Below are 15142 nucleotides of genomic sequence, written 5' to 3' on the forward strand. Positions count from 1 at the left end.
GTCACGCGATGCGCGTCCCCGCCGGCAGACGGCCGACGGGGGTGCGCGTCCGCGCCCACGCCCACCACATCAGACCCGCCGCGAGCAGCAGCTGCAGCGTCATGCCGACGAACCAGCTCGGCGTCGACTGGTCGACGACCTCCGCCGGCGTGCGCTGGTCGCCCTGCGACCCGGGCGTGCAGTCGTCCCAGCGCTGCTCGAGCTCGGGCGGCTGCTGAGCCGCCCGCACGCCGAACTTGATCTGGCCGAACAGGTCGTTCGGGTTGCCGTACTCGTCGTACTGCGTCGGCGTCGCGTCGGCGAGGATCACGAACGGATTCGCGGCGAGCAGCCACCACACCTGGTCGAACCGCGGGACTTCGTGCGTCGACGTCTCCCACTCACCGCACCGCACCTCGATGTCGTCGTCACACGGATTCTCGTCGCTGGGCGTCTCGCCGGGCAGACACGGGTAGCCGTCACCCGTGTATTGGTCGTACTCGATCGAGCGGAAGTGGCTCGTCACCTCGGACCGCATCGTCATGCCGACGAGCGCGAACGCGATGAGCGTGCCGACGACGAGCGCCGCGACCACGAGGTACGTCGTCGCGACCGAGAACAGCGGACGCGACAGGATGCCGCTGAGCGCCACCCCGATGGCCGAGATGATGCCGACCTCGAAGACGAGCACCAGCAGCGACACCGTGATCGTCGCCGGCGCTCCCCCGCCCCCGAGCGTCGCAAGCACGAGGAACGGCACCGACACCGCGACGAACGCGAGGCCCGTGACCCAGGCGGCGAGGAACTTGCCGATCAGGATCTCGAGGGTGCTCGCCAGTGTGACCTGAACGGGTGCGAGGGTCGCGGCGTCCCGGTCGCCGTTGATCGCGTTGCCGCTCAGCGTGGGCGAGACGAGCACCACCAGCAGCAGCGTGATGTAGACGATGGTGGAGTAGATCGCGCCGCCCGGCCGGTACGCCGACCCCCACGCGAGGAACGAGAGCCCGGTCACGATCGCGAGCAGCACGGCGAAGACGCCGAGCAGCACGTACCAGGCGATGCTGCGGGTGCGCTGCGTCAGCTCGAGGCCGACGATGGTGCCGAGTCGCTGACCGCTCACGACGTCGCCTCGCTCTCGTCCTCGCCCGGTGCCGGGGGTTCGGATGGTGGTGGGGCTTGGGGCGGTCGTCCGTCGCCGAGGTCGAGGAAGGTGCGCTCGAGTGCGCCCTGCGCCGCCGCGAACTCCACGACGTCGAGTCCGGCGCCGACGAGGTCGCGCAGCGCCCCGGCCGCGGCATCCTCCGATTCGAACGACACCACGACGTCGCGGCGGTCGACACCGAGGCTCTCGGCCGGGATCCGCAGTGCGCCCGCCACCTGCTCGACGGCGACGGATGCCTCGGCCCCCGCCAGCCGCACCCGCCAGGGGCGCGCACGGCGCGAGGCCGCCTCGACGCGGGCGGGGTCGACGGTCACACCGGCCATGAGGAAGACGGCGTCGTCGACGACCTCCTCGAGCTCGGACAGGATGTGGCTCGACACCAGCACGGTGCGCCCCTCGGCGGCGAACCGCCGCAGCAGCAGCCGCAGGTCGATGCGGGCCTGCGGGTCCAGACCCGAGGCCGGCTCGTCGAGCAGCAGCACGCGGGGGTCGTGCACGAGGGCTCTCGCGAGTCCGAGGCGCTGCTTCTGCCCGCGGGACAGCACGCGGGCGGGGGCGTCGGCGAGGTCGACCAGGCCGACTTCGCCCAGCAGGGCGTCGGCGCGGACGGATGCCTCGGCCCGCGGCATCCCGTACAGCCTCGCGGTGACCGCCAGCGTCTCGCGGGACGTGAGCGAGTTCCAGGCGCCGAGCGCGTCGGGCATCCAGCCGAGCAGCGCCCGGGCCGCCTGCGGGTCGGTGACGGGGTCGACGCCGTCGATGCGGATCGAGCCGGCGTCGGGCGCCAGCAGGGACGCGAGCATCAGCAGGAGCGTGGTCTTGCCCGAGCCGTTCGGGCCGACGAGACCGGTGACCCGGCCGGCGTGAGCCCTCAGCGTGACGTTGCGGACGGCCTGCACCTCGCCGAACGCGCGACGCACGCCCTGCACGACGATGCCGGGCTCGGCGGGGATTCCCGGGGCCTGAGGGGCCGGACTCGGCATGCTCACGCGCCCCACCCTAGCGACCCGGCGCCGGCCCGCCACGCCTTGAAGAGACTTCGAGTGTCAAGACACGCTCCACCTGAACCGGCGACGAGCTCAGGAGCGGAAGAACTCCACGCCGAGGTCGGGGTGGTCGACGAAGACGCCGTCGACGCCGGCCTCGCGGATGACCGCCCACTCGGACTCCCAGTCGCCGAACGCGGCCGGGCCGCCGCGCGTGCGGAACTGTCCGATCAGGAACCGGTTCTCGGGACGGCACGTCCACGTGAACACGCGCAGCCCGCGGTCGTGCGCGTCGGCGACGACGCGCGACGGGCCGGCGGTGCGACCGAGCCGGTCGGGGCGGAGGATGGTGCGCTTGTCGACGCTGATCCCGTCCACGCGCCCGGCGAGCCCGTCGAGCCCCTCGGGTGCGGCGGTCTGCCGGTACGTCAACGACGCCTTGCCGTGTGCGCTGAACAGGTCGAACGGGCGCCCCGCGTCTTCCAGCAGATACACGTAGGACCCGCGGATGCCGCGTTCCTGGAGCGCGAACAGCACCGTCGACTCGAACGACTCGATGGTGAGCGGCAGCTCCCCCGACGCCCAGCCCGCCTCGCGGAGCTCGGCGTCGACGAGCGCGGCGACATCCCACCCGATCGACGCGAAGTACGTCGCGTGCTTGATCTCGAGCACGACGCCGATCTCGCGGCCGAACTCGAGCGAGGCGTCGCGCGCCGCGTCGAGCACGTCGCGCAGCCGCAGCACCGGCTGTTCGTCGTCGAAGCTCGCACTCGTGGGCCGCACGTCCGAGATCCGTTCGCGGCAGCGCAGGGTCGACAGCTCGTCCCACGTGAAGTCCTCGGTGAACCAGCCGGTCAGCTCGGCGCCGTCCACGTACTTCGTCGTGTGACGGTCGGCGAACTCGGGGCGGGTCGCCACGTCGGTCGTCCCCGAGATCTCGTTCTCGTGGCGCACGACGAGCACGCCGTCCTTCGACACCACGACATCCGGTTCGACCGCGTCGACGCCCATCTCGAAGGCCAGCGCGTACGACGATCGCGAGTGCTCGGGTCGGTACCCGGGCGCGCCGCGGTGTCCGATCACGAGGGGATGACGACGGGGCACCGCTTCAGCGTAACCACGAGCACCCGTGGCGCCCGGGGGCGTGGGACCGTTCATAGTCCTCTCACAGCACGGACCCGTGCCCGGTCACGGCCCGTCGGATAGTGTTGATCAACAGCATCGTGCTGGGATTCCCTTGACATTGGAGTGTGAGAGCAGTGGCCCTCAACAACCCCGCGTTCAACAACCCGGCCTTCCAGGACCCGAAGGCCGTTCAGACCTACCCCGGCGGTTCGCAGGCGGCGAACCTGGGCGGGCAGACGCAGTTCGCGACGGCGCAGCGTGCCGGAACGGATGCTGCGGCCCAGGCGCAGCTCGAAGGCATGTACGCGGCACCGTCCGCAGGTGCCGTCGAGACCGGCCGCATGTCGTACGAAGACACCATCTGGAAGACCGTCGGCCTCTTCGCCATCCTCCTCGTCACCGCGGCCGTCGGCTGGGTGTGGACGATGGCGGGCGTCACGCCGACCAACCCGAACCCGTCGATCCTCCCCTGGATGATCGGTGCGCTCGGCGGCTTCGTGCTGTCGCTCGTGGTGATCTTCACGTCGCGCAAGAAGATCCGCCCGGCACTCATCTTCGGCTACGCCGCCTTCGAGGGTCTCTTCGTCGGCGCGATCTCGGCGTTCTTCGAGTTCCTGTGGCCCGGCATCGTCGTGCAGGCGACGCTCGCCACTTTCGCCGTCGTCGGCGTCACCCTCGCGCTGTTCGCGAGCGGCAAGATCCGCGCGTCGAAGCGGGCCACCAAGGTCTTCATGATCGCGATGATCGGCTACCTGGTGTTCTCGCTGATCAACATCGGCCTGATGCTCTTCAACGTCCCGATCGCCGGTGGCGCGTTCGGCCTGCTGAGCGAGAAGTTCATGGGGATCCCGCTCGGCGTCATCATCGGAGTGCTCGTCGTCATCATGGCGGCGTACTCGCTCGTGCTCGACTTCGACAGCATCCAGCAGGGCGTGCGCAACGGCGCTCCCCGTCAGTTCGGCTGGCTCGGCGCGTTCGGCATCATGGTGACCGTCGTCTGGCTGTACCTCGAGATCCTGCGCATCCTCGCGATCGCGCGCGGCAGCAACTGACGCCCCGCGCTTCGCTTTCGAACGGCCGCCCGGTTCTCCGGGCGGCCGTTCTGTTCCGCCGGCGTCACGCCTAGGCTGAAGCCGATTCGAGGAGTGGCATGGCCAGACGTCGTACGGCCTTCGGCGCGGGGGCGCTGCTGCTCGTCTGCCTCACCGGATGCGGAGGAGCCCCCATGACCGAGCCCACGCCGTTCGAGCCGGCCCCCGCCCAGCCGACACCGACGCGCGCACCCTTCCAGGCGACCACCCGCGGCCCGATCGCACCGACAGGAGAACCCGTCGCGGTGCCGGCCGCGCGCTGGGACGCGATCGTCGCCGACCTCGCCGAGCGCGGCGTCACCGGGACACCCGAGCTCGTCTCGGCCCACGCCGTCACGTGGAACAACGGCGCCCTCGGCTGCCCGTCCCCGGGCGTCTCCTACACGCAGGCGATCGTCGACGGCATGCGGGTCGTCGTCGAGGTCGACGGCACGACCTACGACTACCGGTTCGGCACGACGGACTCGCCCAAACTCTGCACGCGCTGAACCGGGAACGGTCCCCACGCCCCCTCCCGGCAACGCTGGCGCGTTGGCGGGAGCCTCCGGGCGCGTGGGCCCAGCTGCGCGCCTGGGCAGCAGCATCCTTTCCCGGTTCACGCAACGAGGTGGCGCCCCGCCCTGCGACGGGACGCCACCTCGTGTCGTGCGGCTTACTTGGCCTTCACCAGGAGCGCTTCGCCCGGTCCCGCCGCATTGTCCATCACGACGACCATGACACCGAGCGGCTTCTGCGCACCGAAGGCGGCGCCGTTCACGGTGACCGGCACGTCGACCGTGCCGCCGATGGCGACCGACTCGAACTGCCCGTTCGTCAACGCGGGCGCCCACGGGTCGTAGGTCGCCATGCCGTCGATCGCGTCCGAGCCGTCATTGACCGACGAGAAGCTCTCCACGGTGTAGCTGAACGCTCCCGACGTGATGCCGAGGTCGCTCGCGAGCACCGGCAGCAGGATCGTGCTGCTGTCGGTGGGGGCCGCGGCGTTGAACCCGGCCGCGAACACCTCACCCGTCGCGATCTCGTACTCGAACACCTGCGAGATGCCGTTGGCGTCTCCCGCGGTCACGAGGCCGCCGTCGGCCGAGAACACGATCCAGTCGGGCTCGCCGTCGCCGTTCGTGTCGATGACGACGTCGAACTCGTTCGCCGCCGCGTTGGACCAGCGGTTGTGCGTGTTCACGGCGAAGACGAGCAGCTGGTCGCCGCTGTCGTCCCAGGGGAACGACTGCACGCCGGCGGCCCTGAGGTCGTAGCCCGTGTCGGTGAACGACTTGGGCGCGTCCTTCTTGTCTTCGAGGCCCCACGTGTAGAAGTCCGCGTCGCCCGCGAAGGCGCCCCGGTTGTTCTTCAGGGTGAGCGAGACGTCGCCGTCGACCGGAGTGTTCTTCTTCGTCACCTTGAGATCGCCCGACGCCGACACATCAGTCGTGGCGCGCGGCACCAGCAGGTACGGGACCCGCAGCGTGTCGCTCGCCGACGTCAGCACGACGTCGCCTGAGAACTCGGAGAAGGCGAACCCGCCCGCACCGGAACTGCCCACCGCCGTTGCCGGAGCGGTGAGATCGACGGTGACCTTCTCGGAGCGACCGGGCTTCACCGTGACCTGAGCCGGGCTCGCCGTGACCGTCGCGGCCTCCGACTGGGCGGATGCCTCCGTGCTGACGCTGTACGTCACCGGCTCGCTGCCGTAGTTCGTCAGCGTCACCGTCTTCTTGCCCTGGAAGGTCTTGGCGGTCTCCTGGAAGCCGAAGCTGAGCGCGGTCTCGCGCAGCTTGCCGTCGTCCGTCCGGAACGAGTCGCCCGTCGCGGTGACCTGCTGCGACACCGCCTGCGCGGCATCGACCAGCCCGACGCCGCCGCGGACCAGGTTCTGGCCCACGACCTTGTCGGGGTCGGCGGTCGACACGAGCACCGACGCGACCTCCGCTGCCGTCCAGGCCGGGTGCGCCTCGACGGCGAGCGCCGCGACGCCTGCCACGTGCGGCGCGGCCATCGACGTTCCCGAGATGGTCGCCGGGCCGTTGCCGGTGCCGACGCCGGTCGAGACGATCGAGACACCCGGTGCCGCGACATCCACGCCCAGGGCGCTGTCACCGCTGCGGGGTCCGCTCGAGCTGAACGACGCGTAGCCGCGGAATCCGGGGTTGTCGAGGGGGGCGGGCGCGACGGTCGCCGGCTTGTTCGTGACGAAGGTCGCGCCGTCGGACGAGCGGACGCCGAGGAACGGGATGGTGACCGTGTAGTCGTCGCCGTTGTCGGGGTTCTCGGTGATCTCGCCCTCGAACGGCGGGTAGTCGTTCGAGGTGTTGACCATGACGGCAGCCGCTGCGCCGGCCTGCTGCGCGAAGATCGCCTTCGCGACGCGGGCGCAGACACCGCGGGTGGACACCGCGAGCTGGTTGCCGCCGACCGTGACCCCGTTGAAGTTGTACGCCGCGACCGAGCAGCCGAGCGCCTCGTTCTCGTTCGCCGTGGCGGGGTTGTCGACGAGTCGCTTGACCGTCATCGCGGGAAGCCCGGTCAGGACCGCGCCGTTCGCGTTGATGGCCGGCACCTGGACGCCGTCGACGGTGATCAGCGCACCCGGGAAGGTCGCCGTGCTGTCGACGGCCGAGACCGAGACCACGCCGTCGCCGTTGCCGGCGAGGTAGGGGCTCGGGCCCTCGTTGCCCGCGGACTTCACGACGACGACACCGGCGCCGATCGCGTTCGCCGCGGCGACCTCGTCGGGGTCGTCACCGCGGCCGAAGGGCGAGCCCAGCGACATGTTGATGACGTCCATGCCGTTGTCGACGGCCCAGTCGATGGCCGGCACGACCACGTCGGTCGAGCCGCCGCAGCCGAACACGCGGAGCGCGTAGAGGTCGGCCTGCGGCGCGACGCCCGGGCCGATCGTCCACTCGGCCGACGCCGTCGACTCGTCGTACGGCCCCTCATAGGTGTCTCCGGCGGCGGTGACGCCGCTGCCTGCGGTGGTGCCGGCGACGTGGCTGCCGTGGCCGTTGCAGTCGAGCGGGTTGGCGTCGGGCTTCGGGACAGGGTCGTAATCCTCCGACGCGGGGTCGGCGTTGTACGCGTCGCCGACGAAGTCCCAGCCGCCCTTCACGCGTGGCGCGTCCGGGCCGAATTGCGCCGGGTCGGCCGGCTGCGCCTCTGCCGCGTTCGCGGCGGTGTACGCCTCGGGCGTGCCGACGCCGCCGAAGTTCGCGTGCGTGTAGTCGATGCCGGTGTCGATCACCGCCACCTTGATGTTCTCGCCCGTGAATCCGGTGTTCTCCCACACCTGCGGAACCCCGAGGAAGGGCACCGACACGGCGTTGTCGAGCGTGTACGTCTTCACCGCGTGGACCGCGACCACGTTGGGCAGAGCCGCCACGGCGTCGACCTGGTCGGCGGGGATGTTCATCTGGATGCCGTTGTAGGCCGACTGCATCGTCGCCTCGATCCGGCCGTCCTTCGCCTTGATCGTGCCGACGATGGCGTCCTGGTTCTTCTTCAGAGAGCCCTTGATGGCCTTGCGCTCGGCGGCACTGAGATCGCTGCCCTTCTTCGCCTGGGCGACGGCGACCGGATCGCCGGCCATCTCGACGATGACGGTGACCCGTCCATCGGCGCCGACGCTCAGGGGACGCGCGGTCGTGCCGACCGGACCTTTCGTGTCTGATTTCTCGAAGCGCGACGACGGGTCGTCGTCGGGCGCGGCGGCCATCGCCGCAGTGGGGGTTGCGATCGCCAGCGCAAGCGCGCCGACCACCGCCAGAGAACGTCGCAACAAGGGGGAGCCTGCCTTCTCGTGTGTGTGGGAACAGCGAGGGGTACGGCGGCACGCTATGCGCGAACTCCTCAAAGATCAACAGAGCTCTCCCAGGTTGAGCAAAGCGCCCAATTCACCGCCCTCAGCCATCGGCGTTTCGTGCATCACGCACATCCGGCCACCCGACGCGCACAACGTGCACAGCACTCCGTCGAGGGGCGATCGCATTCTGCTCAGAGCGGAACCGTCTCGGCTTCAGGTGCGCTCGCGCTCTATCGTGAGCGCATGGCCGAGATCATCCCGCTGCCGACGAAGGCACCGCGTCCGTCCCGCGAGCCCGAGCCGCTCTGGCGCGACGCGCTGGGCGAGCGCTTGCGGACTCTGCGCCATGAACGCGGCGAGCGCCTCGCCGACACGGCTGACCGCGCCGGGGTCTCACCGCAGTACCTGTCCGAGATGGAGCGAGGCCTCAAGGAGCCGTCGAGCGAGATGATCGCCGCCGTCGCCGGTGCCCTCGAGGTGACGCTGATCGAGCTGACCGCGGGCGTCGTCGACGACCTCCGCTCGCGCGCGACCGAGCGGGCGGCGGTCGGATGCCGCGCCACCTACTCCCTCGCCGCGTGACTTCTCTCCTCTGGTCGATGTCCTGGGCCGTCGCTAGCCTGGCCGAGTGACGCCCGCGAAGTCGGAAGCCGAGATCCTCGAGATCGACGGGCACGAGGTGCGCATCTCGAGCCCGACGAAGATCGTGTTCCCCGAGCCGGGGATCACCAAGCTCGACGTCGTCCGCTACTACCTCGCGGTCGCCGACGGCGCGCTCCGCGGCGCGGGCGGCCGCCCCATGGTGCTCAAGCGGTTCCCGCGGGGCATCGACCAGGAGCCGTTCTTCCAGAAGCGCGTCCCCGAGAACCACCCCGAGTTCATCGACACGGCGACTCTGCAGTACGCGCGCGGGACGTCTGCCGAAGAGGCGGTGATCCGGGATGCTGCGGGCCTCGCGTGGGTCGTCAACCTCGGGTGTCTCGACCTGAACCCACATCCCGTCCGCGCCGAAGACCTCGACCACCCCGACGAGCTGCGCATCGACCTCGACCCGATGCCGGGTGTCGACTGGTCGCAGATCGTCGACGTCGCCTTCGTCGCCCGCGAGGTGCTGGATGACGTCGGACTCGTCGGCTGGCCGAAGACCAGCGGCTCGCGCGGCATGCACATCCTCGTCCGCATCGCTGCGCACTGGGACTACAAGCAGGTGCGCCTGGCCGCCGAGACCCTCGCCCGCGAGGTCGAGAACCGCGCACCCGGACTCGCGACCGCCCGATGGTGGAAGGAGGAGCGCGGCGAGAGCGTGTTCGTCGACTTCAACCAGAACGCGAAAGACCGCACCGTGGCATCCGCGTACTCGATCCGCCCGCTGCCCGACGCACGCGTCTCCACCCCGCTCGACTGGGATGAGGTGCGCGAACGGCGTCCGGCCGAGTTCACGGTGCTCACCGTGCCCGGCCGCTACGCCGAGATCGGCGACCCCCACGTCGGCATCGACGACGCGGTCGGCACCCTCGATGGGCTGCTGCGGCTCGCCGAGGAACTCGGACCAGCCGAGAAGCCGCCGCGCGGCGGCGACGGCTCGGGCCGGCGGCAGTCGACGATGCCGCTCATCGAGATCGCGCGGACCAAGACCAAGCCCGAGGCGGTCCAGGCCCTCGACGCGTGGAAGAGCACGCACCCGGCCGTGGTGGAGCAGCTGCATCCCGCCGACGTGCTCATCGACGGCATGCGCGGCTCGAGCTCGCTCTGGTATCGCGTTCGCGTCAATCTCCAGCACGTGCCCGAGGCTGACCGGCCGCCCCAGGAGGAGCTTCTCGCCGACTACGACCCGTGGGAGGGCAAGACCTGGCCCGGCCCGCTCCTCGACCGCTGATCCCGGGCGCCAGAGCGACCTCCGCTCAGCGAACGGGGGCCGCTGCCCGTGCAAGGACGGCGTCGGCGAGGCCGTAGACGACCGCGTCGGCGGCGGTGAAGACGCGGTCGCGGTCGGTGTCGGCACGCAGCTTCGCAGCATCCTGCCCCGTATGCCTCGCGAGGATCTCCTCCACCTCGCCGCGGACGCGCACGAGCTCGTCGGCCTGCAGGATCAGGTCGGGGATCGCGCCCCTCCCCTGGCCCGCCGGCTGATGCAGCACGATGCGCGCGTGCGGCAGCACCGAGCGCTTCCCCGCCGCGCCGGCGGCGAGCATCACGGCGCCGACGCCGATCGCCTGTCCCACGACGGTCGTTGCGACGTCGGGTCGGACGTGCTGCATCGTGTCGTACACCGCGAGCATCGCCGAGGGATCGCCGCCCTCGCAGTTGATGTAGAGCTGGATGTCGCGGTCAGGACTGTCGGCGTCGAGGTGCAGCAGCTGCGCGATGAGCGCGTTCGCCACGCCCGCGTCGATGCCGGTGCCGAGGTACACGACGCGCTCGGCGAGCAGGTGCGAGTACACGTCCATGATGCGATCGCCGCGCGGATGCTGCGCAACCACGTTGGGGATCGTGTACGAGCTCACGCCGCCACCTCCGCTGGCCCGAGTCCGAGTCCTGCGGGCCGTCGCCGCCGGGGCATCACCTGTGCGAACGAATCGACGATCCCGTCGATGAAGCCGTAGTCCCGCGCCTCGGCGGCGGTGTACCAGCGGTCGTGCAGCGAGTCCTCGAAGATGCGCTCGACGCTCTGTCCGGTGTCTGCCGCGATGAGGCCGAGCACGGTGTCGCGCATGTGGCGCAGGTCGTCGGCCTGCACCTCGACCTCGACGGCCGACCCGCCGATACCCGCCGAGCCCTGGTGCATGAGGATGCGCGCGTGCGGCAGCGCGCGGCGCTTGCCCCGCGCTCCCGCCGACAGCAGGAACTGCCCCGCACTGCACGCGAGGCCGAGCGCGAGGGTCGCGACGTCGTTGGGGATGAGGTTCATGACGTCGCGGATCGCGAGCATCGAGGGCACCGATCCGCCGGGTGAGTGGATCCAGAGGGCGATATCGGATGCCTCGTCCTCAGCCGCGAGCGCCAGCAGCTGCGTCGCGATCAGGGTGCCGTTGTCGTCGTCGAGCGGGCCGTCGAGCACGAGCACGCGCTGGTGGAACAGCTCGCGTCGCGCCTCGGTCCCGAAGTGGGGAACCCGGATGTCTTCAGCCATGCCCCCAGCCTTCGCGCCCGCCGAGGGCGCAGCATCCGTTTCCGCTCCCGGCGGCTCTGCCCACGGCGGAGCGGGCCGGCGCAGGCCGTGGCGCGGTTGCGCCATGTCGCACTCTGGGCAGGCCGCGCGGGGTCGCACGCGGCGTCTGCGCATCAGACTCGGACACATGCGTCCCCCACATCGCGCTCTGGTCCCGGCCGTCCTGGCCATCGCGTCGGCGACCGCGCTCGTCGCCGGCCTCGTCGCTCCCGCCGCCTCCGGCGCGGAGCCCTCCTCCCCGAACCCGAACCCGCTGCCGACCGCGCCGGTCGGCGACACACGCGCCGTCACGCTCCTCACCGGCGACCGCGTCGAGGTCACCGATGCCGGCGGCGGCCGGTACGCCGCCACGGTGACACCCGGTCCCGGTCGCGAGCGGGTCACCTTCCAGACCCTCCAGGTCGACGGCGTGCTGAAGGTGCTGCCCAGTGACGCGGTTCCCTTCGTCGCTTCCGGTCTCGTCGACGAGCGCCTGTTCGAGGTGAGCAGCCTCCTCGAGGACGGCTACGCCGACCTCGACGCGCTGCCGCTCATCGTCTCGTGGTCTCCCGGCACGCGCGCCGCATCGATGGAGGTCGCCGGCGCAGAACAGGTCCGCACACTGCCCAGCATCGACGGAGCGGCGCTGTCCGCCGACGCCGACGAGCTCGGCGCGGTCTGGGATGCCCTCACACCGGGCGCCGCCGTCGCCGAGATGCCCGGCCACAGCGCCGAGCAGCGCATGGCCGGGGGCATCCAGCGGGTCTGGCTCGACGGGCGCGCGAGCGCTTCGCTGGACCGCAGCGTGCCGCAGATCGGCGCGCCTGCGGCGTGGGATGCCGGCTACCGCGGCACCGGTGTCACGGTAGCGGTGCTCGACACCGGCGTGGACGCCGAGCACCCCGACCTCACCGGACAGCTCGATGAGATCGTCGACTTCACCGGCAGCGAGTCGGGCACCGCGGACCGCGTCGGCCACGGCACCCATGTGGCGGCCACGATCGCGGGCACGGGTGCAGGTGCCGGCGGCACGCGGCCTGGCGTCGCCCCCGAGGCCGACCTCATCATCGGCAAGGTGCTCGACGACAGCGGGTCGGGGTACGACTCGTGGATCATCGCGGGAATGGAGTGGGCGGCCGAGAACGCCGACATCGTCAACATGAGCCTCGGCGGCGGCCCCACCGACGGCACCGACCCGCTGAGCCTGGCGCTGGACGCGCTCTCGGCCCAGACCGACGCACTCTTCGTGGTCGCGGCCGGCAACGACGGCCTGGACGGCGCGGTCTCGACCCCCAGCACGGCGAACTCCGCGCTGTCGGTCGCGGCGGTCGACCGCGAAGACGCACTGGCGGAGTTCTCCAGCCGGGGACCGCGCACGATCGACAGCGCCCTCAAGCCCGAGATCAGCGCGCCCGGCGTTGGGATCGTCGCCGCGCGCGCGGCCGGCACGTCGATGGGCTCGCCGGTCGACGCGCTGTACACCGCGGCCAACGGCACCTCGATGGCGACGCCGCACGTCGCCGGTGCTGCCGCGCTCCTCGCGCAGCAGAACCCGGACTGGTCGGGTCAGCGCCTCAAGGACGCGCTGATCAGCACCGCGAGCCCGAATCCCGAGCTCGGCGTGTACGCGCAGGGCGGCGGCCGCGTTGACGTCGCCCGCGCCGTCGGCCAGCCGGTCACCGCCACCGGCATCGCCGACTTCGCGCTCGTGACCGACGACGAGAGCGAGGCGCAGGAGCGCACCGTGAGCTTCCACAACGAGGGCGCGGAGGCGGTCACGCTCGACCTCGCGGTCGAGGCGGAGAACCTCGACGACAACGGCGCCGTCACGGCCGCGTTCTCGGCCCCCGAGCAGGTGACCGTCCCCGCGCAGGGCACCGCCGATGTCGTCGTGACGCTCGACCCTGCCTCTGTCGGTCGTGGCCGGTGGAGCGGCGCGCTCACCGCCACCGGGGCCGACGGCATCCTGGTGCACACCGCCATCGGCGCCGTGCGGCGCGGCCCCAGTCACACCGTGACGATCCGTGCCGTCGGCTTCGACGGCGGCGCCACGTTCGTGCCGTCGCTGTCACTCATCGGCGACCAGCCCGGGACCGAGATCCTCGGGTACCTCGAGATCGGCGAGGACGGCACCGTGGAGGTGGAGGAGGGCACGTACATCGCGCAGGCGATCATCGAGGACTACTCCAACGCTCAGGCCGAGCGCACCGGCACGATCATCCTGCCCGACATCGACGTTACCTCCGACGTGGAGATCGTGCTCGACGCCCGCCGCGCCGTGCCCATCACCGTCACGACGCCCGAACCGGCAGAGCAGCAGTCCGTGATCAGCTGGTACACGCACCGCACCTTCCCCAACGGCCGAGACATCCAGCACGGGGTCATGTCGTTCTCGCGGACGATGCCGTGGGTGACGCCCACGGACCCGGTGCGCGAGGGGGAGTTCGAGTTCACCTCGCGCTGGCAGCTGGTGCGGCCGTCAGCGATCGTGACGGTGCCGGGCACCGGGCTGCAGCCGGAGACGGCTCTGCTCGGCAACTCCGCGGTGCTGTCCAAGCCGCTGCGCGCCGAGCTCGTCGCCCCGGGCGCGGACCTCGCCGGCGTGCGTGGCAAGGTGGCGGTGGTGGATGCCCCGGACCAGGGCCTCGAAGACGGCCAGATCCAGGCGGCTGCCGACGCCGGCGCGAAGGCCGTGATCCTCGTGCGGCCCCCGACGAACAGCATCTTCACGGTGTTCGATCCGGGCATGGATGCGACCCCGATTCCCGTGGTCGTCACCACCGCCGAGGACGGCGCCGCGCTCATCCGCCACGCGCAGGGGCCGGGCAAGCAGCGGATCACGCTGGAGGCGAGCCGCATCAGCCCCTACCTGTACGACGTGATCCACGTGTCCCCCGGTGAGATCCCCGATGTGGTCGAGCACACGGTGACGGCAGAGAACAGCCACCGCGTGACCACGACCTACGTCGAGAGCGGCGGGCTGCCCTTCGCACGCGAGCAGCGCTTCGGCTGGCGTCCCTGGATGGAGTACGCCTGGAACGACGCGCAGCGCACCGTGGCCACCGGCGAGGTGCGCGAGGAGTGGGTCTCGGCCGGCGACTCGCTGTGGCAACACCGCGTGCTGCACACGTGGCAGAACTGGTTCGGCCGCGTCTCGGGCGGCATGACCGGCCCGGTGCGCAGCTACGACGTCGGGCAGTCGGCCGAGCGCTGGTTCGATCCGGTGGTGCGGCCGGGTGCGGTCGCGGGCGCGCCCTCAACACGGACGGGTGACCGCCTGACCCTGCGGGTCGCCGATCTCCTCGACGCCGAGGGCCACGCGACGGTCGGCGATGTCACGTCGGCCGCGCGGGTCTACCGCGACGGCGAGCTGCTGGCCGAGCTCCCGAACGCGCGGCAGGGCGTCGACGTCCCCGCCGGCGAGGGCACGTACCGTCTCGAGCTCGATGTCTCGCGTGACGACGCCGAGTGGCAGCGGGCCATCCGCTCGTCGACCGCGTGGACGTTCCCATCCGCCCGTCCCGCGGCGGGCACGACGGCCGAGCTGCCGCTGTTGCAGATCGCCTACGACGCGCCGACCGACGACGACGGGCACGCCACCAAGCGACCGCACCGGCTCGGCCTGCAGGTCACCGACCAGGGCGGGAAGGTGCGCTCGGGCGCGACGCTGACGGCGGAGGTGTCGTTCGACGACGGCGCAACGTGGAAGAGCCTTCCGGTGAAGAAGGACAAGCACGGGTTCTCGGCGCAGGTACCGGCCGGCACGGCGCCCGTCACGCTGCGGGTGACCGCCACGGACGGCTCGGCGTCGGTGACACAGGAGGTGGTGCGCGCCTACGCCCGCCGCTGAGCCGA

General features: G+C 71.2%; 11 protein-coding genes. 5 read left to right on the forward strand and 6 right to left on the reverse strand.

Annotation, left to right across the window (positions count from 1 at the left end; all coding sequences use genetic code 11):
* Window position 1: 1 nt before the first annotated feature.
* From ASF40_RS16850 to ASF40_RS16860, 3 genes are all read right to left on the reverse strand, one after another.
* Complete coding sequence (locus ASF40_RS16850; protein WP_056371093.1) at window positions 2-1099, reverse strand: ABC transporter permease; 1098 nt, start codon at window positions 1097-1099, stop codon at window positions 2-4.
* Window positions 1096-2124, reverse strand: coding sequence for an ABC transporter ATP-binding protein (locus ASF40_RS16855; protein ID WP_056371606.1), 1029 nt, complete (start codon window positions 2122-2124; stop codon window positions 1096-1098). The genes ASF40_RS16850 and ASF40_RS16855 overlap by 4 nt, the downstream gene beginning before the upstream one ends.
* A gap of 96 nt (window positions 2125-2220) precedes the next feature.
* Window positions 2221-3231 (reverse strand): glycerophosphodiester phosphodiesterase family protein, encoded by a 1011-nt coding sequence (locus tag ASF40_RS16860; protein ID WP_056371095.1) that lies wholly within the window; start codon window positions 3229-3231, stop codon window positions 2221-2223.
* Between the two features lie 155 nt (window positions 3232-3386).
* On the opposite strand from ASF40_RS16860, the gene ASF40_RS16865 reads away from it, so the two are divergent.
* Both ASF40_RS16865 and ASF40_RS16870 read left to right on the forward strand, forming a co-directional pair.
* Window positions 3387-4304, forward strand: coding sequence for a Bax inhibitor-1/YccA family protein (locus ASF40_RS16865; RefSeq protein WP_056371097.1), 918 nt, complete (start codon window positions 3387-3389; stop codon window positions 4302-4304).
* 98 nt (window positions 4305-4402) lie between these two features.
* Window positions 4403-4831, forward strand: a complete 429-nt coding sequence (locus ASF40_RS16870) for a hypothetical protein (protein WP_056371099.1) — start codon at window positions 4403-4405, stop codon at window positions 4829-4831.
* Window positions 4832-4995: 164 nt separating this feature from the next.
* Here the strand turns inward: ASF40_RS16870 and ASF40_RS16875 are convergent, their stop codons facing one another.
* Window positions 4996-8118 carry a S8 family peptidase gene (locus ASF40_RS16875; protein ID WP_235560268.1) on the reverse strand — a complete coding sequence of 1041 codons (3123 nt, stop codon included), beginning with the start codon at window positions 8116-8118 and terminating at the stop codon, window positions 4996-4998.
* 264 nt (window positions 8119-8382) lie between these two features.
* Between ASF40_RS16875 and ASF40_RS16880 the strand changes: the two genes are divergently transcribed.
* Window positions 8383-8721: a helix-turn-helix domain-containing protein gene (locus ASF40_RS16880; protein WP_056371101.1), complete on the forward strand. Its 339-nt coding sequence runs from the start codon at window positions 8383-8385 to the stop codon at window positions 8719-8721.
* Between the two features lie 46 nt (window positions 8722-8767).
* The gene (ligD, locus tag ASF40_RS16885) at window positions 8768-10015 is read left to right on the forward strand and encodes a non-homologous end-joining DNA ligase (RefSeq protein WP_056371103.1); all 1248 of its coding nucleotides are present in this window, start codon (window positions 8768-8770) and stop codon (window positions 10013-10015) included.
* Between the two features lie 25 nt (window positions 10016-10040).
* On the opposite strand, the gene ASF40_RS16890 is transcribed toward ligD, so the two are convergent.
* The gene (locus tag ASF40_RS16890; RefSeq protein WP_056371105.1) at window positions 10041-10643 is read right to left on the reverse strand and encodes a ClpP family protease; all 603 of its coding nucleotides are present in this window, start codon (window positions 10641-10643) and stop codon (window positions 10041-10043) included.
* Window positions 10640-11269 (reverse strand): ClpP family protease, encoded by a 630-nt coding sequence (locus ASF40_RS16895; RefSeq protein WP_056371106.1) that lies wholly within the window; start codon window positions 11267-11269, stop codon window positions 10640-10642. Before ASF40_RS16895 ends, ASF40_RS16890 begins: the two co-directional genes overlap by 4 nt.
* 166 nt (window positions 11270-11435) lie before the next feature.
* Here ASF40_RS16895 and ASF40_RS16900 point away from each other — a divergent pair, with 166 nt between their 5' ends.
* Window positions 11436-15137, forward strand: a complete 3702-nt coding sequence (locus tag ASF40_RS16900) for a S8 family peptidase (RefSeq protein WP_056371108.1) — start codon at window positions 11436-11438, stop codon at window positions 15135-15137.
* The last annotated feature ends 5 nt before the right edge of the window (window positions 15138-15142 follow it).

The sequence above is a fragment of the Microbacterium sp. Leaf288 genome, from assembly GCF_001422925.1.
Classification (GTDB): domain Bacteria; phylum Actinomycetota; class Actinomycetes; order Actinomycetales; family Microbacteriaceae; genus Microbacterium.